We start from the raw sequence: 19,828 nt of genomic DNA, 5'->3' as shown, positions 1-19,828 counted from the left end.
GTAGAGAGGTGTGCGGCATGGTGTGCGGCAATGTGTGCGGCATGACGATGACGTAAGTGATTGATGTGTATGAGGTGTGCGCTATGTGCGCTATGTGCGTCATGAACATGCACACACATGCGCATGCCTGCATGCATGTGTGTGCACGCGCCCGCCTGCACCCCCGTAAGGGGTGATGCCGCACATAGCGCACAGCCCTTAAAAATCAACGACTTAATAGCGCACACCATGCCGCACACATTGCCGCACATAGCGCACAAAACAGGACGAGCCACCGCAGCCGCGCTCATGCCACACCCCCCTTGAGGTCACGCAGTGCGTTTTTGAAGCCCATCACCCGCTGACCAATCCAGTCGTACTCTTCCAACCCTTCGGGGCACGAATGACCACCACTGAAATGACAGATGGCAGCTTGCTTGACGCTCAAGGTATTGGCATCCCGATAGCGCTTACGCCCCAGGCTGGCTCGGTGCTTGCGATCCAGTGCATTGGAAAAGCGAGGCAGCGGCAGCGCTTTCTCATTGGTGGAGCTGCACCACCACTTGTAGACCTCATAGATATCGGTCATCAGGCACGGTGTCATCAGCGGCTGCTTTTCGGTCTTGCCCGGGAAGCAAGGGATATCGCCACGCTCAAAGGCCTTGGCAAACTTGCTGGGGCTGTCCAGGCTAAGGTCGATCAGCTCGCGCTTGGCATCCGTCATGGGCGGATTGGTCGCGTTGGTGAAGTCACCCAGATCCACCTGCAGCAAGAAGTCATACAGCGCGGCCGCACCACCGGCATCGATCTCGGCCTTGACCGCCTTGTAAAACTCGGGCGAGAGCTTTTCGGGCGTCCAGATCACGGCGTGTCGACGGTCATCCTCTTCCAACACCACCGGCATGGCCTCGTTTGAGAGGAAGACCATGTTGACGTGGTTGGCCTCGTAGTAGGCCGCCATGTTCTTGGGGTTGATGCGAATCTTGTCCCCGGTGATGAAGGCCTTGAGCTTGTTCTTGACGTGGTACAGGTCAGAGCGCGCCACCACTTCGTCAGCGATCAGAAACAGCTTGCGGCTGGCCCAGTCGTTGAACTTATCCTCGATGGCGCTCTGGTCGATCGTCCAGCCGTACTTGCCGAAGATGTCCATGTACGCCTCGAAGAACATGTTCTTGCCCGTGCCCTGCGGCCCGTGCATGACGATGGTCGACTTCATCTTGGCGCCGGGGTTCTGCAGCGGGTAGGCCAACCACTTGAGCACCCACATATACAGATCGTCTTTTTCGGTCTCGGCCGAGCACATGTGCCACAGCAGGTCCAGCAGCTTCTCGCAGCTGCCCGCCTTGGGCTTGGTGGGCCAGCCATCCCACAGATTGCAGGTGATGCTTTGGTCAGTGCCGGCAGGGTCAAAGCCCACCTGCTCCGGGCGCACGATCATGCGGTCCGGGTGCTCACTCCAGGTGCGGTACAGGTCACGGCTCAGGCAGATATGGCCCATGTCGGTCAGCGTGACCAGGCGGTGCTCATCATGGTCAAACACCGCGCCGCCCTGGCCGTACACCAGCGCATAGCGCTCCAGCAGCTCATCCAGGCTATCGATAGGCTTGAGCGGCGCCAGTGCAGCAGCACCCCCGCCCCCCTGTGTGCGGGGCAAGGCCTGCGCCGCGCTGCGCGAGCGCCAGCCGATAGCCAGCAGGCGGGCCTCAATCTGGTCGCGCACCACATGCAGGCCCTCGGCAAGGTGCAGGTCGTTGAAGTCGTTGGCCTTGTCACCTTTGCTCAGCCAAGCATCGCGCACGGCTACAGGGTCGGCAAAGGCCGGGGCAAGCCAGGAGCCACCCACCTGCATGGCACAGGTGCTGGCCATGCTCACGCCGGCATTGCCTGCCTTGTGGTCTTCGCCGCAGTGCGGGCACTTCGGGCCATCGGCCACCCAGACTCGGGCCTTGCACTCCACGCGCTTGCCCAGTCGCTCGGTCTCGGCCGCATTCTCGGCATGGCACTTCTGGGTGTTGTCGTCGTCGGCGCAGGCCAGGATGCGAATGCCCTTGTATCGGGCGCGCAGTGCTTCAGCCACGGGCACCAGGTTGTTGGCATCAAAGGCCACGGCCACGGGCAAGCCGGTTGCGGCATGCAGGCTGGCCGCAGTCGCATAGCCCTCGGCCAGCAGCAGCAGGCCGCCCGCCGTGGGCATGCCGATCAGGTGAAACCGGCCCTTCTTGATCAGGCCAGCGGGCCAGTATTCCTTTTCTTGCGTGCCGGGCTTGCGGTTCTTGCCGCGGATGATCTGCAGGCCGTGGATGTTGTTGTTGGCATCTAGCAGCGGAATGACCATGGCCCCGCTGGGCGAGTAGCGCACACCGTAGCCCGCCACACCCTTGCGCTGCAGGTATTCGCTGTCGCCCGTGGCCGTGCATTTCTTCCAGGCAGCGGCTGCACGGGCTGCGGCACGCTCGGCCTCAGCCTTACGCTCCGCCTCGGCCCGGCGCTTATCGTCAGCCAGGCGCTTGCGCAGCGCCTCGGCCTGCTCGCGGCTGACCTCACTCTTTTTGATCTCAACCTTCTGAGCATTGTTCTCCGCACCGCGCCAGATGCCGTAGCTGCCCACGATCAGATCGTTGCCGTTGTCCAGGCGAATTTCATGCAGCAGATACCAGCCGCGCTTCTCGCGCCCACCGTCTTCGGTGCGGCAGCGGCGCAGGCGGCCGATCTCCAGGGAGTCAACATCAAGCCCTGCGACTTGAAGCTGCCTCAGAACGTCGTCATAGTTCGAGGCCATGTCAGTAACTCCCAGCCTCACTGACTACACACTCAACGAGGTGCGAATTACCCGCTTTGAGGAAAGCCAGGGAGGACCCGCTGCCTGGCTGCTGCCCCTGCCCATCCTGCACGCTCAGGGTCGAGCGCCCACATACTGACAAATCGTGTTGCCCTCTTCCGTCCTGAAGGGGGGCGGGGAACGGGAAAGCACGACGCGACGCGCCGCGGCCTTGTGTTCGGTCAATCATTGCTATGCCTTTTGTAGTGCTTGCACCCAGGCTGTCACCCCTGAGCGTGTTGGCCGCCATTGCCGTGGCAAAGAAAGAACGCACACCACCACCAGCGAGAAACAGTGGGGAGACAAAACCACAGGCCACGCGGGCTGACAGTGCCCGGCCTCGCTGGTGTTGATGTGTGGTGTGCGTTGAAAACAAACTCAGCCCCTCGGTACACGGGCTGCGACCGTGGCCACCAGGTGGCCCACGGCAGCCATCAGCTCATTGGCCTGGTGCTTGACGCGGCGCAACGCATTGCGGCTGGGCTGGGCATTGCCGTGCAGCGCATCAGCTGCGGCAGCGGTGAACTCCCCCACCTCACGCTGCATGGCCATAAAGGCTTCGACAGGATCGCCGCCGGACTGGTCGGGGATGGCGGGTGTGCAGGTGTAGCCAAGCTCCGCAGCCATCGCGTGCAGGATTGCCGGGTTGTTCGCCATCACCTGCAGCGCAATGGACTCGCGCAGCGTCAGGTGATGGGTGGTGTTATTGGGGTTGAGCTTGTTTTGCAGAACATTGGCACTCACACCCATGCGCAGCGCCAGATCGCGCACGCCACCTTGGTGGTGGTGGGCGATCAAATACGCCGCATCGATGACATCGGTATCTGACGGGATGTTGCCCTCGGCTTCATATTCACCGTTTTTTTCTGCGAGGCCGACTGAGACACTAGATCGCATGAACACCTCAATGCACCAAGCCATGCTGGCCTGTACTCAAAAAGGCGCCCTCCCATGCCTTGGTTACGATGGCGGCTACCACACCGTTATCAACAACACCAAGGAGGGAAGGCATAAATGGACGTATCAGCACTGGTCAGCTCCGTCACTGGAGCTGCTCAACTCGCTCGCCTGCTTGTCGATGAACGCGACCGCCAGAAAGCGGCGGCCATCCAGATCGATCTCACGGACAAAATCACTCAGGCACAGATTCAGCTCACGCAGGTACTCGGCGCCGTCATCGAAAAAGATGGGCTTATCCAAACCCTTGCCGAGCGCGTGCGCGAGCTGGAAGCCCAGCAGTCCGAGAAAGCTCGTTACCAGCTTTGTAAAGTGGGCGCCGTCGGGGACTTCTACGCCTATGGTTTGCGCCCGTCCGCCGAACTGGTTGAGCGCAGCGACGAGCCCGCGCACTTCCTCTGTCAGCCGTGCCTCGACATTCGCCAGCACAAGAGCATCCTGCGCATTCAAGGTCGTGCGTGCATCTGCAGCGCCTGCAATACCACCGTTCAGATTGAATTTGCCCCCCCGGCTGCACCCCGCCGAAAAATCGGCCCCGATCCCTTCGCCAGGAACTGGTAAAGACTCAGCCATGGGCCGCCTCCTTGTCGAAGGTCACAGATGAAGTTCGACGAGCAGCCGTTGCGGCAGCCAGATCAATGCCCTGCAAGCACTCGCCATGCGCGGCGCGCAGGAACATCATTCGTGCGCGAGGGATGCCATCGCGCTTCCAGTCGCTGACGCTGGGCATGCGCACATCGCACAGACGCGCCACTGCAGCCGTGCCGCCGAGCACCTCTATGACCTTGGTTGCATGAACATTCATGCGCCTAATGTTAGCTCAAGCTAACCAATCAAGCAAGCCCAAGCAAACAAATAAATAGTTAGGCTAGACTAATGAGCACAATTCAAGAACGCCTCAATGAAGTTTTCCCTCCACCACTGGAGAGAGGCTTCATGGCACGCATTGCCGAAGTGTGCGAAGTGAGTCGACCAACTGTTTCCGCTTGGTTCAACACTCCTGAAAAGGTTGTGAGCATCAGCCGAACTAACGCCGAGAAAATCTGCGCGGCCTTCGCGCCAAAAATTTCACCTGCATGGCTGGCCGAAGGCATTGGCAGCAAAGAACTCACCAAAGATCTGGCCGTGGCCAATCACAACAACACTGAGCCCGGCCCACGCCTACGCGGGAAGGTTCCTCTCGTGTCCTGGGTTCAGGCCGGTAACTGGTGCGAGGCCGTGTGCTCCATTGATGCCAGCGACGCTGAGCGCTGGATGGACTGCCCTGTCAGCCACAGCGCTCAGACCTTTGCCTTGCGTGTGCGCGGCGACAGCATGACAGCCCCCAGCGGTGCAACCCGCAGCTACCCCGAGGGCTGCTTTATCTTTGTGGACCCGGAACGCTGCGACCCCGTCAATGGCGAGCGTGTCGTGGCCTGCTTGCTGCACAGCAATGATGTGACCTTCAAGGTCTATAAAAACGAAGATGGCCGCCAGTGGCTGCAACCCCTAAACCCTCTGCATGAGCCCATTCGCGAGCCCTTCAAGGTGCTGGGCACGGTACTGGGCAAGTGGGAAGACGGCTGACCTCAATCAACAATCAACTGCTGCTCCTGTGACCATCTCCATTGCCTATCAGCCACAGCATTTTCAAGTCGGTCTGTATCAGCCAGATCAATTCATCACTGCGTATAACTGGACGAACGGCCAGGATGAAAATGTCTCTCCCGTTCTTCGCGCCCAGTTTCAGTCACCGGATGGCAACGCCTTTGAAGGCTTTGCCAAACCCTTTTCCACCAGAGACCTGCCCGGCTCGATAGCCACACTCAACGAGGTTACCGGCTGGCTGCTGGCCAAGAGCTACGGCTTGCCATGTGCCGAACGTGCCTTCTTCATCCCCATCGCGCTTAATGAAATGCCTGCTTTCACGCATGGCCAACTCCCCCCTGCGGAGAGCAATGGGTATTTGATGTGCTTTGTGACGGAGGCAATCTCAAGCACAGCAGTGCGAGGCATTTACGATACCGATGCCCTGGTAAGAGAACAAGCCGACTGGTCTTATGCAAACCACACGATCGCTTTTGACGAAGCGGTTGCAAACCCTGACCGCCACCCTTTCAACCTGCTTCGCAAAGGCGCAAATGACTTCTACTTGATTGACCACGGTCTTTTAGGCCACGACAAGGAGCGACTACCTGTGCATGTGCTGCCTGATTCTGGCGACCTAGCTGAACTTGACTTCGCCAACCTGCTTCATCGGCACAGCTATTTAGTTCTCAACAGAAACAATCCTAAAGTTACTTCAGAAGGATGCAAAAGCGGCCTACAGTTCGCCCAAATCATGCAGGAGGGCTTTAAGCGCAGCGCTTTTGAACTGGCGTTTTGGTGCAGCCGTCTCCTACCCGGTCAGAGTGCAAAATGGCTTAACTTTCTGTACAGTCGCTCCCGCACTCACCTCATGAGTGAACTACTTCACAAACGATTTGGCATCCTCCACGTTTAAGCAACATGTTTGACCTAATCTCTGCCACGCAACCAGCGCAGCCCAGACTTGGGGCCTCTGGCAAGTGGTGCGCGATACGCATGTGCCTTGACCTTTCGGCCCAAGAATGGCTGAACATTGGCGTAGTGCTCTATGCGAATGATGGAGATCAGCCCGCCGTTCGTCTGCTGCAAAACTTTGCAGGACTGAAATGTCTGTACGACACCGATGCCGCAGATAACGCCAGATTTCTTGCCGATCAAATTGAATATGCCCTGCTCGAGGGCAAACGCATTCCTGCCAACTGGAATGTTCAGCTAAGCCCTGCCCTGTTCATTCGCGGCAGCAGCAAGCAGCAGATGGTGGATGACCTATTTGATCGCATCGTGCCCCTCGGTAAGCACGAGCGCGGTGCAGACCGCCCTGATCGAGAAGACCATCAGCACGCCACACAGAGCTTGCGCACCAACGTCCGCAAGCTGCTCTCCAGGCACTTGAAGCTTGCCAACAAGGCCCCAGATTTTTGGCGCACCGAGCCAACCTGCATCAGTCTCGATACCGCAAGCATTCAAATTGACCTACAAGTGGTCGATAGCGACCAGCAATTGAACGGGGCTGTCGTCTCCGCCTGGTACAAAACCAAATACCACCGAAACGCATCTCTGACCAGTGGCGCGAATGCCATGAGCATGGCCAGCGAGGCCTACCCACATCACAGAAATGTTTTGTATCTGCTCCAGCCTCCAGAAGGCACAGCATCTCTCACAACAGAAGACCAGCAAAGCATTCAAACAGACATCGACAGCATCGGGTGGCTGATTCAAAAGCACAAGGCGGACCTCAAAATTCTTAGAAGTGATCGAGATATCACTAAAGCCATCCTCGAAGACATCGCTGTGATCTAAGCTGCCCACCCTTAAACAGCCCGCCCCGCGCGGGCTTTTTTGCATCTACACCACAGCACTCCCCAAGAAAACGGCATCTCTGGGCTAACAGAGTCAAAGAAAAATAGCTTACTCAAACAGTTTGTTAGCTTTATCTATTGACTATTTGTTAGCCTTGTCGAACAATCAACCCATCGCAAACAACAAAGCGATGGGCAGCGCGGCATCGACCGGGCACCAGCCCGGTCCTTTAACACCGTCACCGGATAAATGTGTCCAGCACGCCCCGCTGAGAAGCGTCGCGATGCCATCGGAAATCTGCTCCCACCCGCTGCAGGCCTTGTGCGAAGACGGGTAAATCACTGCTCCCTGAGCCGAGCACGCCGGGCATGCCCTGAACGGCGTGTGTCGAGGCTCACAGCAGTGGTCTGCTTTAAGCACTTCGCAGGTCTGCGAGTGTGCAGCGCCTGACACCAGCCGTGGCGCGGTAACGGTTGGAGTGCAAGGTGCTATCGGGCTGATAGCACCTTGTGCACTCTGATAAGTTCAATCAAGAAATGACAGTTTGCTAATGCGGATAGTTGGTTATGCTTCTCAATTGGAGGAGAAAGCATGTTTAAACCCACATTTATTGCATTAGCTGTCGTCATTGCACTTTCAGGCTGTTCAAAGCCACAAGAAACCATCATTCCCACTGACATGAGTCAATGGGACAAAGAGCTAGCACCATCGGTAAAAAAACTCTCTGAAGAAGAGAGACAAGCCTTCACTGCCTTTGTGATGAGGGCAAAAATGTCTGAAATATTTACAAAAGGCAACGGCATACCTCTGGGAATGACTATTGGCGATGCCATTTCCAACCAAAAGAAATGGGAAGAGGAGCAAAAAATCAAAGCAGCAGAAGAGCTTGCCTTGAAAGAAAAAATTCGCAGAGAAGCACTTGAGGCACAGAAAAAAATCAACTCAGCAGCCACCGTTGCACTTGTGAAGCTTGACAGGATTCCCAAAAACTATGACGCCCGCCGATACAGCGACCAGCAAGCCTTTGTAGTTGCAATCCAGAATGATTCACAAAAAAACATGGCTGGTATTTCCGGGCGCATCACTTTCACTGATATTTTTGACAAAGAGATCGGCTCAGTGAATTTTTCTGTCACAGAGAAAATACTTCCTGGCCAAACACACACTTGGACTGGTGTTCGCGATTACAACCAGTTTATGAAAGAGCACAGAGCGCTTTGGGAAGCCGAAGAAGGCAAGTACAAAACCTCGTTCACTCCCGAAGAGATTATTTTTGAAGATGGCGAAAGAATAAAAGCGCCCAAAGAGCTTTAAAAAATCAACCCTAGTTCAGCCCGCCAGACACCGTCTCGCGGGCTTTTTCGTTTTCGCCGCGCCGGGGCTCTCCGCCCTCCCTCCTATTTACTTCCCCCGGCATCGCCGAAAGGCAGCGGCTCTTTTCACCCCAAGCCCACCCAGTGACAGCTGCGTGGGCTTTTTCTTTTCCCTAACCGGAGAAAGCCACTATGAATCAACAGCACCCCAAAGCGGCCAGAAACCATCTGTGCATCAACTGCAAGCATCACTACAACGATGGCACAGGCAAGTTCTCAGATCGTTGCATCCGGCCTGAAAACGATATCAACCCCGTTAACGGCAAGATCATTGACAAATGCTGCGAAAACGATCGTTTTTCGGCACATGGAAGCAGTTGCGGCCCTGCTGGAATTTACTTTGTGGCACGCATTGCATCTGCCAACTCCTGCACAGCCAAGGCCAGCACATTGACACCCTGAAAGTGCTGGTCTGCTGATGCGGCCTGCACCATGGCGGCCACCAGTACCGGGTTGCGTTCTGCATATCCCTCGCCAAAGCGCTCATCCAGCTCACGTACCGCAGCCAGCATCCAGTTGGCCGCCTGATCGCTGGCCTTGCCATTCACCATCGTCACATCAAGCATTTGTTCTTCCTTATTGATTTGTGTCTCTGCAGCCGTTTGCTGCAGCCGCAATTGTGACGAGTCATCAAGCCCGCCTGCACATCAACAGCGCGGGCTTTTCTTTTCCCTCAGGAGACCACCATGAGCGAAGCCGCCAAAGAGCAAGACCCGCGCCGAATCCTCGCCTACTTTTTCACCCTTGCCGATGGTCACTGCCATGGCGCAGCACGCATTGCGGCAGCACTGCTGCTGAACCTCTACAACGGCCACCGCTTTCAGTTTGACCTGACAGATCTGCGCCTGCTGGATGAGCGCCACCTAGCCATGGCTCTGGCGTTGATGCGATTTGACGCACACCTGACCCGCGAAGTGCATGAGCACCTCAATGCCATGTACGGCCGCACCGACTTTGGCCCTCGCTTTGAGCATCTGGCGCACCGCTGGAACCTCAAAGGCAAGTGCGCAAAACGCCATCTGAGCAAGGTGCCGCCCATCACGCTGGCCAACCCGTTTTAACCGCCGGAGACCAACATGCAAGCAACCCGTATCACCCTGCCCAGCGTGCCGTGCACCAGCCCGGCATTTGTGTACCGCGACTCCCTGCGCACCGATCTGGCCGACACCTTCGCCAAGGCCCGTGAGCGCATCGCGGCCCAGGCGGCCATCGAGGAAGCCACCCCCAAGCCCCAGCGCAAGCGCCCCGCCCTGATGCAGGTGCGCCGCGTGCGAGCCGGGACCACCAACCACTTGACCCTTCCCCTGTTCTGAAAGGACTGGCCATGCACACCTTCATCCTGACTTGCGGCCCTCTTTCCATAGAGCGCCGCGCAGACACCGCAGCAGAAGCCATCGACCAAGGCCTGGCCGAGCTGGGCCACCTCGGCCACGGGATCAGCTGCCGATGCGTTCGATAGACAGCGTGCTGCAGCAAATGCAGCACCACGACCACCAGCGCAGCCGGCTGCTGCGCGCTATGGAAAGCAAAGCAGCCAGCGCAAGCAGCTCAGTGCTTTCCATAGAAAACTACTTTCAAACTGAGAAACAGCGTGCGGTGCGCGCTATCAAATTTAAACCCGGCGCAAGCCACAACCCTGGAGAGAGAAGCCATGCATCAAGTCCCCAACACGAGCGCTGCACAGACGGATGTGAGCGAGTTCATCACCGACCTGGACGGCGGCCAGTTTGACCGCATGTTGTCCGTGGCCCTGGGCGAAGTCGCCGCGGGCGTGGTCGATTACGACAAGGTGGGCGAGGTCACCGTCAAGCTGCACCTGTCACGCATCCCCGGCACCCATCAAGTGACCGTGGCACACACGCTGAAGTTTCAGCGCCCCACCGCCGACGGCAAGCGCAGCGAGGAAGCCACGCGCAAGACCGTCATGCATGTGGGCAAGAACGGTGTGATGTCGCTGATGCCCGCCAACCAGATGAATATCCCCGGCGTGCCGACCAAGGCCTGAGCCTTCCACACCCAACCACCAGCCCGCCAGGCGCGATGCCTCGCGGGCTTTCATTTTTTGTAACCAAGGACCTCAATGGAACACGCATCCACTCAACGCGAAATACAAACAGCGCACTTTCAAAGCGCACCCGAAAAGGTCATTGACCAAGCAGGCAAAGCCCTTGCTGCAGGCCTGACCGCCAATAACGGAGCCGTTGCACTTCCAGAACGATTCCAGCTGCACGATCTGGAGAACTACCTGCCCACGCGTCGCCGTGCTGCTGGCCTGATGACGACACCTTTCATCAACGACTTTGTGGCTTATGTGGAGCTGCACAAGCAGGATGGCTGCACCATTTTTGTCGATGCTGACCAGATGCAAGGCAAGGCTGTGCTGGACCTGGGCACACCTGCTGCACCCGGCCACTGCGCCAATGTTGCCGCACTGGCACCCAAGGCCACAGCAGCATTTGCCTCTCTCAAGTCGGTGATCGAGCGCCAGCGCAACCAGAAGGAAACCGCCGAGTGGCTGGAAGACTGGGCCCCCATCCTCAAGGCACAGGCAGACGGCCAAGAGATCGACATCCGCAAAGCCATTCAGGCCGTGCGCAGCATCACGATTGAAGGCCTCAACAAAATCCACCACGAAGAGCAGTCGCTCAGCGCAACGCGCTCTGCTTTTGAGAGCGTAAAGGCCAGCAGCGAAGAGACTCTGCCAAGCCACTTCCTATTCAAGTGCAAGCCCTATCCCGACCTCAAAGAGCGCGAGTTCGTGCTGCGCCTGAGCGTGCTGACCGACGGCAAGCCCATGTTGGTGCTGCGCCCCATGGCCTGGGAAACCGTCATTGAAGAGATGGCCACCGAGTTTGCCGCCGACATCCGCGAAGCCGTTGAGAACAACGTGCCCGTGCTGATCGGCACTTACGGCAAGAAGTAAACCGCCGCCCCTCGCATGAGGGGCATCCGCCAAGCGCCTGCACGCCGGGCGCTTGCCAGATGCCTCCACCCTCAAGACACTCCACTTGCGCACTATTCATCTCCCCTATTAGGGGTGCCTAGCAACATGCTAATATTTGAGCCATGAAAAAGCCCATCACCTCCATAGAATTGACACCTGTCAAGCATGAGCGGGTGTCTGCACAGCGCTTCGTTCGTATCGCCAAAGAGCAGGCGCACAATGTTGCTCGCTCACGCTTCGTGCCCCCACGCATCGGCGCGAATGATTTTGGCTCTTTTGAAGTTGAATACCGCACTCCCATGCTTCGTGAGGTCTTGCCCGGATGAATGCTAAGAGTGGCAAGCCTCCTGCCCCAGCAATACAGCCCACCCAAGAGACGCTGGATCGCTACCTCGCGGTACAAGAGCAACGTTTGGCGCTTGAGCTCAAGCAGGCCGACATCTCGCTGCGCGAGCTCGATCACAACCAAAAGCTGGCAGATAAATCGATTGATGCCCAAGAGCGCGACCGCCGCCATGAGCGCGAAGAGACTTCCACTAGACAGCGCCGCACACAGCGTTTTGCCCTGATCATTGTTTTCTTCATTTTGGCGTTTTCGGTCTACTGCATTCATGTGGGCCAAACTGCACTGGTGATGGACATCATCAAAGTGGTGGTCGCCTTTGCCGGCGGCATGGGATTCCAAGCCTACCGGGCACGCAACGACAGGTCAGACAACGCGGAGTAGTGACACCCTTCCAACAAAAAGCCCGCACACGCGGGCTTTTTTGCATCTGGGCGGGGCTTCCGCTACACTCCACCCCGTCACGCCAGTAAAGCGTGATCGGGTTTAGCAGCCTGAAACAATCTAGCGGTGACAACAAAGCCGCACCTGAACCGCAGTCGTGCGGCTTTGTCGTCTGTGGCCCCAGTTTTATGGTGGCTCGGAGGGGGAGCCGCAAGGCTCGCCGGTTTGCCGCAGGGTTGTCCGGTCTGCTAACCCCTTCGAGTCACCGCCATTTGGTTAGCAGCAAAGGCGGTGGTTGTAGCAAACGCACAACTCACGGAGGCCGCAATGGCTGACATCACCCCCTTCAACTTCGGCACACACACTGTCAGAGTCGTTACCCATAACAAACAACCTTGGTTCGTTGCAACAGACGTTGCAACAACGCTTGGTTATCGCAATGCACCTGATGCGTCACGCCATCTAGACGATGACGAAAAGGGTACGCAGATTGTGCGCACCCCCGGCGGCGATCAAAAAGTAACCATCATCAGCGAATCCGGCCTCTACGCCCTGGTGCTGCGCAGCCGCAAACCCGAGGCGCGCAAGTTTGCCAAGTGGGTGACCAGCGAGGTACTGCCCAGCATTCGCCAGACCGGCGGCTACCAGCAAGCGCAAGAACCGGCCACCAGCCGCATTGACCTGGCTCGCCAACTGGCCCATGCGGCCACGGCGCAGGTGTATCAGGCCGTGTTTGATGCGGTGCTTAAAGATGGTGCCCCGCCCCACTTCACCCGCCTGCTGCTCGGCTTTGCGGGCAGCGGCAACACACTGGTGCCGCAAGTCGTGCCACTGCAAGAAGGCGCCATGACGATGACGCTGGCACAGCTGGCCAAAGCCATCCGCACCGATCTGGTGGTGTCCGACATCACCTTGGCCAACCTTGCCGCCGCCTGCACTCAGCGCATGGCAGAACGCACTAGCGCCCGCGCTGCCCAGCACGGCTACGCGCAACAATCGCTTCAACTTCGATAGCCTCAAGCGCTTACCAGATAAGCGTTATAGCCAATTTCATTTAAAAATCAGCCCGCCCGGTGCATGCCGTGCGGGCTTTTTTTGCGCTCCAGAAAGGAGGCCACCATGCGCCACACCGGCACCGTTTTTCTCAGCCGCACACCACCGCAGGCCAGCAACGCAGCTTGCGGTGCATTCCAGTTGCAGATGCTGGTCTATGACCGCATCGGAAGCCATCACACTGAGCCCTGGCGCGTCACATGGAGCGGGCACAGCGCACAACGCTTTTGGACAGAGCACCAGCAGGCCCTTGTGCCGGGTGCTGCCATGGTCATAGAACTGGAGCGCGCCCGTGTGCACACCCTTAACTGCCGCCCGCCGCGCAGCGAGGTACATGCCAACATCGTCAGCTGCGCCATGGTGCCGCCACGCAGCAGGGAGGCGGCCTGTGCCTGACAAAGACCACTGCGAATCCGTCAAAGGGCGCTTCAGAATGCTGAAGACCACAGTGGAGCGCGAGGCACGCGAGGCCTACGCAGCAGGCCAGACCCCCAATGACGCCTGCCCCTACCCCTTTTACAGCCCCTGCGGACTGCACTGGCTGGCGCACTACAACCTGTGCATTCCACTACCGCAGACCTTGGGAGCTAGCGCATGAACCGCGCCGAACGCAGAGCCCTAAAGTACAAGCGAGGCCAGCCGGCCACCAAAGATCAGTCGCTGTACCCGCTGCATTTACTCAATCACTGCCGTCCTTACGAGCCGGGCGAGACAACCAGCGATCACTTCCAGACGTGGGACGCTTTCACTCGGCTCAAGGACGGTTGCACCTCAGAAGACGATTTTGTGCGCGTGGGCAAGACGCTCAACTTGGCCATGGCCCGCGCCTGCGAGATCGACCAGAAGCTGGCGCAACTGATTGAGCCATCACACGACGCCATGAACCAGCTGCGCGAGCGCTACCAGAGCACGGGCAAATGGGGATTTGATGGCCCCGGCATGCACGCTGTAGCCGAGGGGCTGCAGTACGCCCGCACCATCATGGACGCCAGCAGCCCTCAGCAAATGATCGAAGCAGAAAAGACCATGAACCGCGTGCTTGCAGCGATGGAGCGCAGGCGCAAAAAAGGAGCTGCACCATGCTAGGTGAACAACCCACTGGAGCCATCGAAGGCATCCGCGTCCAGGCCGTGAGCCACACCCCGCCGCAGGTCACCATCAATGGCCAGCCCGGCCAACTCGCCATCATCGGCCCGGACGGCAGCATTGCCGCCATCGGCGCGGAAGTCGCGCGCGAATTCGAGGCAGCGGTCATCAACTGCCTGCGCAACACGCTCAAGGGCCAAGGCTTTCTGCGCGTGATCAGCAATCCGATCCAACCGATACAGAAGGCCGCATAAGCAGCCCACTGTTTTCACAGCCCGCCACTGAGCGGGCTTTTTAATTTCTGGAGCCCTATGCTTACCCCTCAATTTGTGTTGGCATTGTCTGCCAAGCTGGTGATTGACCTGTTTGCCGGCGGCGGCGGTGCCAGCACGGGCATTGAGCAGGCCATCGGCCGCCACGTTGATATTGCGATCAACCACGACCCTGATGCCATCGGCATGCATGAGGCCAACCACCCGCAGACGCGCCACTACCGCGCCGATGTGTGGGAAATTTGCCCGCGCCAAGCCACTGGCGGCCAGGCCGTGGGCCTGCTGCACGCCTCCCCGGACTGCACCCACCACAGCCAGGCGCTGGGCGGCCAGCCGCGCAGCCGCGAGATTCGCTCGCTGGCCTGGGTGGTCCACCGCTGGGCCGGCATTGCCCAGCCGGATGTGATCACGCTGGAGAACGTGGAGCAGATGCTGCAGTGGTCGCCGCTTATCGCCAAGCGCTGCCCGGATACAGGCCGCGTCATCACCCTGGACAAGATCAAGGACGCCAAGGGCAAAGCCACCTATCGCGTGGCCGCCCCAGGCGAGCGCGTGCCGCGCAACAACCAGTTTCTGGTGCCCGACAAAAAACGCCTGGGCCACAACTGGCGCCATTTCATCCAAGGCCTACGCGATATGGGCTATCAGGTGCAGTGGCGCGTGATCTGCAATGCCGACCTGGGCTGCCACAGCACTCGCACTCGCCTGTATCTGGTTGCCCGCCGCGACGGCATGCCCATTGTCTGGCCCGAGAAGACCCACGCCAAAAAGCCCGTAGGCCAGCTCAAGCCGCACAAGCCTGCCGCCGACTGCATCGACTGGAGCATTCCAGGCACCAGCATCTTTGGCCGCAAGAAGGATCTGGCCGAGGCCACCATGCGCCGCATTGCCCACGGCATGCAGAAGTATGTGCTGGGTAGCAAGGAACCGTTCATTGTTGAAGGTGCAGCTCGCGCTTTCACGCCGGTCACCCACACTCGGGACATTTCGTACAGCGTACAAGACCCGATGCGCACCATCACCACCGCCAAGGGTGGCGAGACTGCGTTGATGTCTGCGCACATCGTGCAAGTGGGCTACGGTGAGCGGCAGAGCCAAGAGCCCCGTGCCCTGGATATTCAATCTGCCATCGGCACTGTAGTTGCAGGCAGCGTCAAGCATGCGGTGGCGTCAGCCTACCTCGTGCAAGCCGGCCACGGAGAGGGCCAGGGTGCAACCAAGCGCCGCAGCCACGGCGCCAACGACATTACCGGTCCTATCGGCACAGTGACTGCCAGCGGCGGCGGCCAGAGCCTGGCTACAGCGTTCATGGTGCAGGCCAATGGCGGCTTCAATGCCACCCCGGCCCGCGATCTGCGCGACGGCATGTCCACGGTCACCACCAGTGGCAGCCAGCAGCAGCTGGCCGTGGCCCACCTGACCACCTTGCGCCGAAGCAGCACGGGCAAAGCCATGACCGATCCGGTACCGGTAGTGACAGCTGGCGGCGAACACCATGCCCTGGTGCGCTACGAGCTGAGCCAGGACGATGAAGCGGGCGCCCTGCGCTGCGCGGCATTCCTCATGCGCTACCACGCCAACGGCGGCCAGTGGGCGGAGCTGAGCGAGCCGATGACCACCATCACCACGCGGGACCGCTTGGCACTGGTAACTGTATGGCTCAAGGGCGAGCCCTGGGTGATCGTGGACATCACGCTGCGCATGCTGGTGCCGCGTGAGCTCTACAACGCTCAGGACTTCCCGCCTGATTACGTGATTGACCGCACGGCCGCAGGCAAGCCGCTGACCAAAACCGCCCAGGTGCGAATGGCTGGAAACAGCGTCAGTCCCCTACCCATGCGGCTGATCGTGGACGCGAACTACAGCGAAGCAGGCCAGCTGCAAAAAGTTGCCTGATTACTAGTCAACCATTAAGAACAATTTAATAGTTGCACCCAAGCCAACAAAAAAGGGCCTGTCCGCTTCTACGGACAGGCCCTTTTTTGTTGGCTGGCGCATGTGCGCTAGACTGTATTCATTGAGTATCACTCGGGAAGCCCACTGTGTAATCGCCATTTAGAAAATCATCCAAAGAGCACCCTCCCAAGAAATAAAAAATGGCCTGTCCTAACTTCAGGACAAGCCATTTTTTACCCGAACAGACGCGACTGTTTGTATTAATTAAATATCACTCGAAATCCACCATGCTACGAATATACGACCTATCATTAACCAATTCCAAGCAGTTGCATTTGATCGACAACTTGTTGAGCAGGCCCAGCAACTTGCTGAAATGTGAGTGGCTCATCTTCAAACTCGCATGTAGCAGCCATCACCTCCTCTGGACGGAATCGTGCGACATTACCAATCTTCTTAACCTGCGCCAAAAAAGTATCGATTGGTTCCCCTTGACAACTTCTCGCAATAGCGTTAATTATCCACTGCTGCCATTTAGCATTTTCAGCATCATCCTGCGGCCAAGTCGATCGATCAAGAACAATATTTCCATAACGACTAAGAACCTCGAGAACAAACGTAGCACATGTTAGCCCGTCCCCATGCTCTGTTTTAAGCTGAGCACCAGAGTCAGCGAAATATTCTCCAGCTGAATATTCAATACTGTAAGGAATTCGCCCCTTGGACTCATCGTACAGCGTAGCAAGAAATCCGATTATTGCATTCGCAGAATATGGATCTAGAAAATCCTCATCATTAGCCGCATATCCTTCTACAAGCAATTCACACTTGAATTTATTGTGCGAGCCTAGATGATATAGAAAATTCTCACCAGAATTATTTCCTACAACGAAAGCAAGATGACGCTGTCCTTCTACCCTCGTAACGTGACTACCTCCGATTGCTATCTTGAGGTGCAAATCTTGCTTGTGTTGGAGTTCAATTTCCTGTAGCGAAACTGGCATAGATCAGGGCCTTAGACCTCTAAGAATTTTCGCTGCATTCTCTCCAGAGTCATCAAGTTTTCGGCGAACGGCATCCAACAATGGTTCCCATGCTGGGAGAAATTTACGAGCAGGAAAGGAGGATCTCAGCAATGCGACAAGCGACCATGCAGACAACTTATCAACATCTGAACGTAAGAGAAGCTTGTTTATGACTTCAAACGCCAAATGCTTATGGCTTCGCTCTACAAAGTACACGGCAAAAAATGAAGCCAAACGTTCTTGGCCTGATTTTTCCCACACCGCAATTTTGTCGGCAGCCTCTACCGCATCAAGCAAGGAAATACCCTCAATAGGGCGGAGCTCAGACAAGCGGATTGAGTTAAAGTTAATTTTAAAGACATATGACTGGGATATTGCATTATGAAATGCACTACTGACCACATTATGCATTGAGATGGCTGAAATATTTTCGTCAGCATAGCTTACGAATTCTTTTTCATCGAACATCTGATCAATCACATAATCATTCGAATCACTATCGGTGGAAATCGATAGCCAGTCCATTAAGTTTGGCGAACGCGGAACGCTAAATGAGGCCGGGACCAAATTAGCGTACTCCACGCCTGACATGGATAAATGATGGCCAATCATAGCAATCCCTCAGATACAGCCTTGACAGCTTCTCTTTGCAATTCTGCTAGCAAGGCTGGAAAAACATCTATCGGTATCGGCTCAGAACGCTGGAATGCAGTGTTGAAATCCAATTCAACACGGGTCACGAATTTACTCTCAACCACAGGAATAGGACTGGGTCCAATGGTAAAGGTTTGAACTTGTCCAGTAGCAATTTTCAGAATCCTATTGATTCTGACGTCTGGCAGTGCTTCCGATTGTTTGGGGATATTGAACTGCCCCCCAAGATCCTCAACCTCAGCACCGTTAAAACCGGGGAAATACCTCGCAGCAACCTGAGTTGCTTCAACCAAGTTATCCGCAGGACGAAAAAAAATAGGACAGAAGGCAAGGCGCTGAAAGGTCAGCCCACTCTCCTGAACCCATCGCAGCATAGGCTCATCGATCCGGTGTAACGCACCATCTCCGCTGCCAAGACTCGGCAGTTTGCCTGAGACGGGAGGCGACGGCTGGGAACGAAGCATCCATTCAACATGGTTGAATCTGTTTGCCATCGCCAGCTCTGCGTCTTCAAAATTACCTACTTCCTGGTGCTCCATCTGCGCAGGGCGGGTCGAGATCGCTGAAGGAGGGCTCCCAATCGCCATTTGCCACCAATTTTTTTGAGCTGCACCAATGGGAGTGTTGCTCAGAAAAACCAGTCGAATTGCCTCCAATTGCCATTCGGCGAGGGAGGAAAAAGTCATAAATGCTCCAGTGTTGATGCGTGCCGGACATCGATATCAAACGACGTCACCTCTATCCGCACGATAGTAATGCAAGCAGCGCTTTTCTCACTCGTCCGAATGCCCTAGCTTCCACCAATAAGCAACAAATCTATACACCCAAGGAGCCTACACACTACGCTTTCTAGTTAAATAAAGTGACCTTGGGGCAGCCCAGCGACACGAACCCCACCTTAGGAGTTGTTGTCTGCGGCGTGCTCTCAGAATTGGTTGAAGTCATTTGATGTTCCAGCGGCAGTAGCCTCTATGCGCAAAACGGCGATGGCATCGAGGCCACTCCATCAGCAGGCGTGCTCCATTACTCTGCCTTTGACAAGGCATCAGCAGCAACGCAGAAATAAACGAAAAAAGCGCTACAGCATCCAAACTGCAGCGCCAGTCATGCGATAAACCTGCGAAACCGAAACTCACCAGTGACAAAGCACAGGCATTTCTCTTAACGCGGGTCAGGCAGAGCGATTGAGGCATTTTACCATTTGCCTTCGCAGCCCGCCTGAGCGGCCCAAGCCACACATGCACTCAATCCGCCTGCGACTTGCACAAGCCACAAAAAAGCCCCAGTCAATCTGACTGGGGCTCGGGATTGGCGCCAGGGGTCAAGCCATCGTTCAGTGCTACAACCAGAGCCCAGCGATGTGTATCCTTCCAGAGATCTGTGACAACAGTATTGCAATCTGCGAGAGATGCTCCTGCAACGAGCAGCTTAGGCTCTTGCGTTATTTCTTGCGAGCATCTTCGACCGCCTCTTTCAGGTCACCAGCCTTCTTTTGTGCTGTGCCCTCAACCTGCTTGGCAATACCTTTGGCCTCCTGCTCTGGACTATCAATCAGTTCGCCAAATTTTTCCTGGACTTTGCCAGCTGCATCTTTCAACGTACCTTTGACTTGATCGGTATTCATGAGAGCCTCCTAGTAAACAAAAGCTGCGACATGCAGCCATGCCTTAAAGGTAGG

The 19,828-nt window shown here is 56.9% G+C and carries 26 protein-coding genes; 17 read left to right on the top strand and 9 right to left on the bottom strand.

Features of this window, described 5'->3' with window-relative positions; genetic code table 11:
• Positions 1 to 286 precede the first annotated feature (286 nt).
• From AC2I9W_RS15670 to AC2I9W_RS15655, 4 genes are all read right to left on the bottom strand, one after another.
• Positions 287 to 2,758, bottom strand: coding sequence for a DUF5906 domain-containing protein (locus AC2I9W_RS15670; protein ID WP_486410854.1), 2,472 nt, complete (start codon positions 2,756 to 2,758; stop codon positions 287 to 289).
• Positions 2,759 to 3,175: 417 nt separating this feature from the next.
• Positions 3,176 to 3,694 (bottom strand): phage regulatory CII family protein, encoded by a 519-nt coding sequence (locus tag AC2I9W_RS15665; protein ID WP_486410853.1) that lies wholly within the window; start codon positions 3,692 to 3,694, stop codon positions 3,176 to 3,178.
• 126 nt (positions 3,695 to 3,820) lie between these two features.
• On the bottom strand, positions 3,821 to 4,327 hold the full coding sequence (locus AC2I9W_RS15660) for a hypothetical protein (protein ID WP_486410852.1): 507 nt from the start codon (positions 4,325 to 4,327) through the stop codon (positions 3,821 to 3,823).
• Positions 4,320 to 4,559, bottom strand: coding sequence for a helix-turn-helix domain-containing protein (locus AC2I9W_RS15655; RefSeq protein WP_486410851.1), 240 nt, complete (start codon positions 4,557 to 4,559; stop codon positions 4,320 to 4,322). The genes AC2I9W_RS15660 and AC2I9W_RS15655 overlap by 8 nt, the downstream gene beginning before the upstream one ends.
• Before the next feature lie 131 nt (positions 4,560 to 4,690).
• Between AC2I9W_RS15655 and AC2I9W_RS15650 the strand changes: the two genes are divergently transcribed.
• From AC2I9W_RS15650 to AC2I9W_RS15635, 4 genes are all read left to right on the top strand, one after another.
• Positions 4,691 to 5,320 carry a LexA family protein gene (locus AC2I9W_RS15650; RefSeq protein WP_486410850.1) on the top strand — a complete coding sequence of 210 codons (630 nt, stop codon included), beginning with the start codon at positions 4,691 to 4,693 and terminating at the stop codon, positions 5,318 to 5,320.
• Positions 5,321 to 5,348: 28 nt separating this feature from the next.
• The gene (locus tag AC2I9W_RS15645; protein ID WP_486410849.1) at positions 5,349 to 6,236 is read left to right on the top strand and encodes a hypothetical protein; all 888 of its coding nucleotides are present in this window, start codon (positions 5,349 to 5,351) and stop codon (positions 6,234 to 6,236) included.
• A gap of 5 nt (positions 6,237 to 6,241) precedes the next feature.
• A complete protein-coding gene (locus AC2I9W_RS15640) occupies positions 6,242 to 7,120 on the top strand; it encodes a hypothetical protein (protein ID WP_486410848.1) in 879 nt (292 codons plus the stop codon).
• Positions 7,121 to 7,711: 591 nt separating this feature from the next.
• Positions 7,712 to 8,434 (top strand): hypothetical protein, encoded by a 723-nt coding sequence (locus tag AC2I9W_RS15635; protein WP_486410847.1) that lies wholly within the window; start codon positions 7,712 to 7,714, stop codon positions 8,432 to 8,434.
• A gap of 394 nt (positions 8,435 to 8,828) precedes the next feature.
• On the opposite strand, the gene AC2I9W_RS15630 is transcribed toward AC2I9W_RS15635, so the two are convergent.
• Complete coding sequence (locus AC2I9W_RS15630; RefSeq protein WP_486410846.1) at positions 8,829 to 9,059, bottom strand: hypothetical protein; 231 nt, start codon at positions 9,057 to 9,059, stop codon at positions 8,829 to 8,831.
• 120 nt (positions 9,060 to 9,179) lie between these two features.
• On the opposite strand from AC2I9W_RS15630, the gene AC2I9W_RS15625 reads away from it, so the two are divergent.
• The 13 genes from AC2I9W_RS15625 (at position 9,180) to AC2I9W_RS15565 (ending at position 16,471) form a co-directional block, all read left to right on the top strand.
• Positions 9,180 to 9,554, top strand: a complete 375-nt coding sequence (locus tag AC2I9W_RS15625; protein WP_486410845.1) for a DUF7673 family protein — start codon at positions 9,180 to 9,182, stop codon at positions 9,552 to 9,554.
• A 15-nt stretch (positions 9,555 to 9,569) separates the two neighbouring features.
• Positions 9,570 to 9,806, top strand: coding sequence for a hypothetical protein (locus AC2I9W_RS15620; RefSeq protein WP_486410844.1), 237 nt, complete (start codon positions 9,570 to 9,572; stop codon positions 9,804 to 9,806).
• Between the two features lie 11 nt (positions 9,807 to 9,817).
• On the top strand, positions 9,818 to 9,952 hold the full coding sequence (locus AC2I9W_RS15615) for a hypothetical protein (protein ID WP_486410843.1): 135 nt from the start codon (positions 9,818 to 9,820) through the stop codon (positions 9,950 to 9,952).
• 192 nt (positions 9,953 to 10,144) lie between these two features.
• Positions 10,145 to 10,498, top strand: a complete 354-nt coding sequence (locus AC2I9W_RS15610) for a hypothetical protein (RefSeq protein WP_486410842.1) — start codon at positions 10,145 to 10,147, stop codon at positions 10,496 to 10,498.
• A gap of 75 nt (positions 10,499 to 10,573) precedes the next feature.
• Positions 10,574 to 11,416: a DUF2303 family protein gene (locus AC2I9W_RS15605; RefSeq protein ID WP_486410841.1), complete on the top strand. Its 843-nt coding sequence runs from the start codon at positions 10,574 to 10,576 to the stop codon at positions 11,414 to 11,416.
• A gap of 143 nt (positions 11,417 to 11,559) precedes the next feature.
• Positions 11,560 to 11,763, top strand: a complete 204-nt coding sequence (locus AC2I9W_RS15600; RefSeq protein ID WP_486410840.1) for a hypothetical protein — start codon at positions 11,560 to 11,562, stop codon at positions 11,761 to 11,763.
• The gene (locus tag AC2I9W_RS15595; protein WP_486410839.1) at positions 11,760 to 12,164 is read left to right on the top strand and encodes a hypothetical protein; all 405 of its coding nucleotides are present in this window, start codon (positions 11,760 to 11,762) and stop codon (positions 12,162 to 12,164) included. The genes AC2I9W_RS15600 and AC2I9W_RS15595 overlap by 4 nt, the downstream gene beginning before the upstream one ends.
• Positions 12,165 to 12,491: 327 nt before the next feature.
• Positions 12,492 to 13,178, top strand: coding sequence for a BRO-N domain-containing protein (locus AC2I9W_RS15590; protein ID WP_486410838.1), 687 nt, complete (start codon positions 12,492 to 12,494; stop codon positions 13,176 to 13,178).
• A 105-nt stretch (positions 13,179 to 13,283) separates the two neighbouring features.
• Complete coding sequence (locus tag AC2I9W_RS15585) at positions 13,284 to 13,613, top strand: hypothetical protein (protein WP_486410837.1); 330 nt, start codon at positions 13,284 to 13,286, stop codon at positions 13,611 to 13,613.
• Between the two features lie 37 nt (positions 13,614 to 13,650).
• Positions 13,651 to 13,815: a hypothetical protein gene (locus AC2I9W_RS15580; RefSeq protein ID WP_486410836.1), complete on the top strand. Its 165-nt coding sequence runs from the start codon at positions 13,651 to 13,653 to the stop codon at positions 13,813 to 13,815.
• Positions 13,812 to 14,303: a hypothetical protein gene (locus AC2I9W_RS15575; RefSeq protein WP_486410835.1), complete on the top strand. Its 492-nt coding sequence runs from the start codon at positions 13,812 to 13,814 to the stop codon at positions 14,301 to 14,303. The genes AC2I9W_RS15580 and AC2I9W_RS15575 overlap by 4 nt, the downstream gene beginning before the upstream one ends.
• On the top strand, positions 14,297 to 14,557 hold the full coding sequence (locus tag AC2I9W_RS15570) for a hypothetical protein (RefSeq protein ID WP_486410834.1): 261 nt from the start codon (positions 14,297 to 14,299) through the stop codon (positions 14,555 to 14,557). The genes AC2I9W_RS15575 and AC2I9W_RS15570 overlap by 7 nt, the downstream gene beginning before the upstream one ends.
• Before the next feature lie 57 nt (positions 14,558 to 14,614).
• Positions 14,615 to 16,471, top strand: coding sequence for a DNA cytosine methyltransferase (locus tag AC2I9W_RS15565; protein ID WP_486410833.1), 1,857 nt, complete (start codon positions 14,615 to 14,617; stop codon positions 16,469 to 16,471).
• A gap of 311 nt (positions 16,472 to 16,782) precedes the next feature.
• Here the strand turns inward: AC2I9W_RS15565 and AC2I9W_RS15560 are convergent, their stop codons facing one another.
• The 4 genes from AC2I9W_RS15560 to AC2I9W_RS15545 form a co-directional block, all read right to left on the bottom strand.
• On the bottom strand, positions 16,783 to 17,475 hold the full coding sequence (locus AC2I9W_RS15560) for a hypothetical protein (RefSeq protein ID WP_486410832.1): 693 nt from the start codon (positions 17,473 to 17,475) through the stop codon (positions 16,783 to 16,785).
• A 3-nt stretch (positions 17,476 to 17,478) separates the two neighbouring features.
• Positions 17,479 to 18,108: a hypothetical protein gene (locus AC2I9W_RS15555; protein ID WP_486410831.1), complete on the bottom strand. Its 630-nt coding sequence runs from the start codon at positions 18,106 to 18,108 to the stop codon at positions 17,479 to 17,481.
• Complete coding sequence (locus AC2I9W_RS15550; RefSeq protein ID WP_486410830.1) at positions 18,105 to 18,836, bottom strand: hypothetical protein; 732 nt, start codon at positions 18,834 to 18,836, stop codon at positions 18,105 to 18,107. The genes AC2I9W_RS15555 and AC2I9W_RS15550 overlap by 4 nt, the downstream gene beginning before the upstream one ends.
• Positions 18,837 to 19,591: 755 nt before the next feature.
• Entirely contained in the window at positions 19,592 to 19,774 is a 183-nt protein-coding gene (locus AC2I9W_RS15545; protein WP_486410829.1) for a CsbD family protein, read from the bottom strand.
• Between the last annotated feature and the right edge of the window lie 54 nt (positions 19,775 to 19,828).

This window comes from Comamonas sp. FUJ_7 (genome assembly GCF_057369555.1).
The sequence above is the reverse complement of the archived record's forward strand: the minus strand, read 5'-3'. Positions and strand labels throughout refer to the sequence as shown.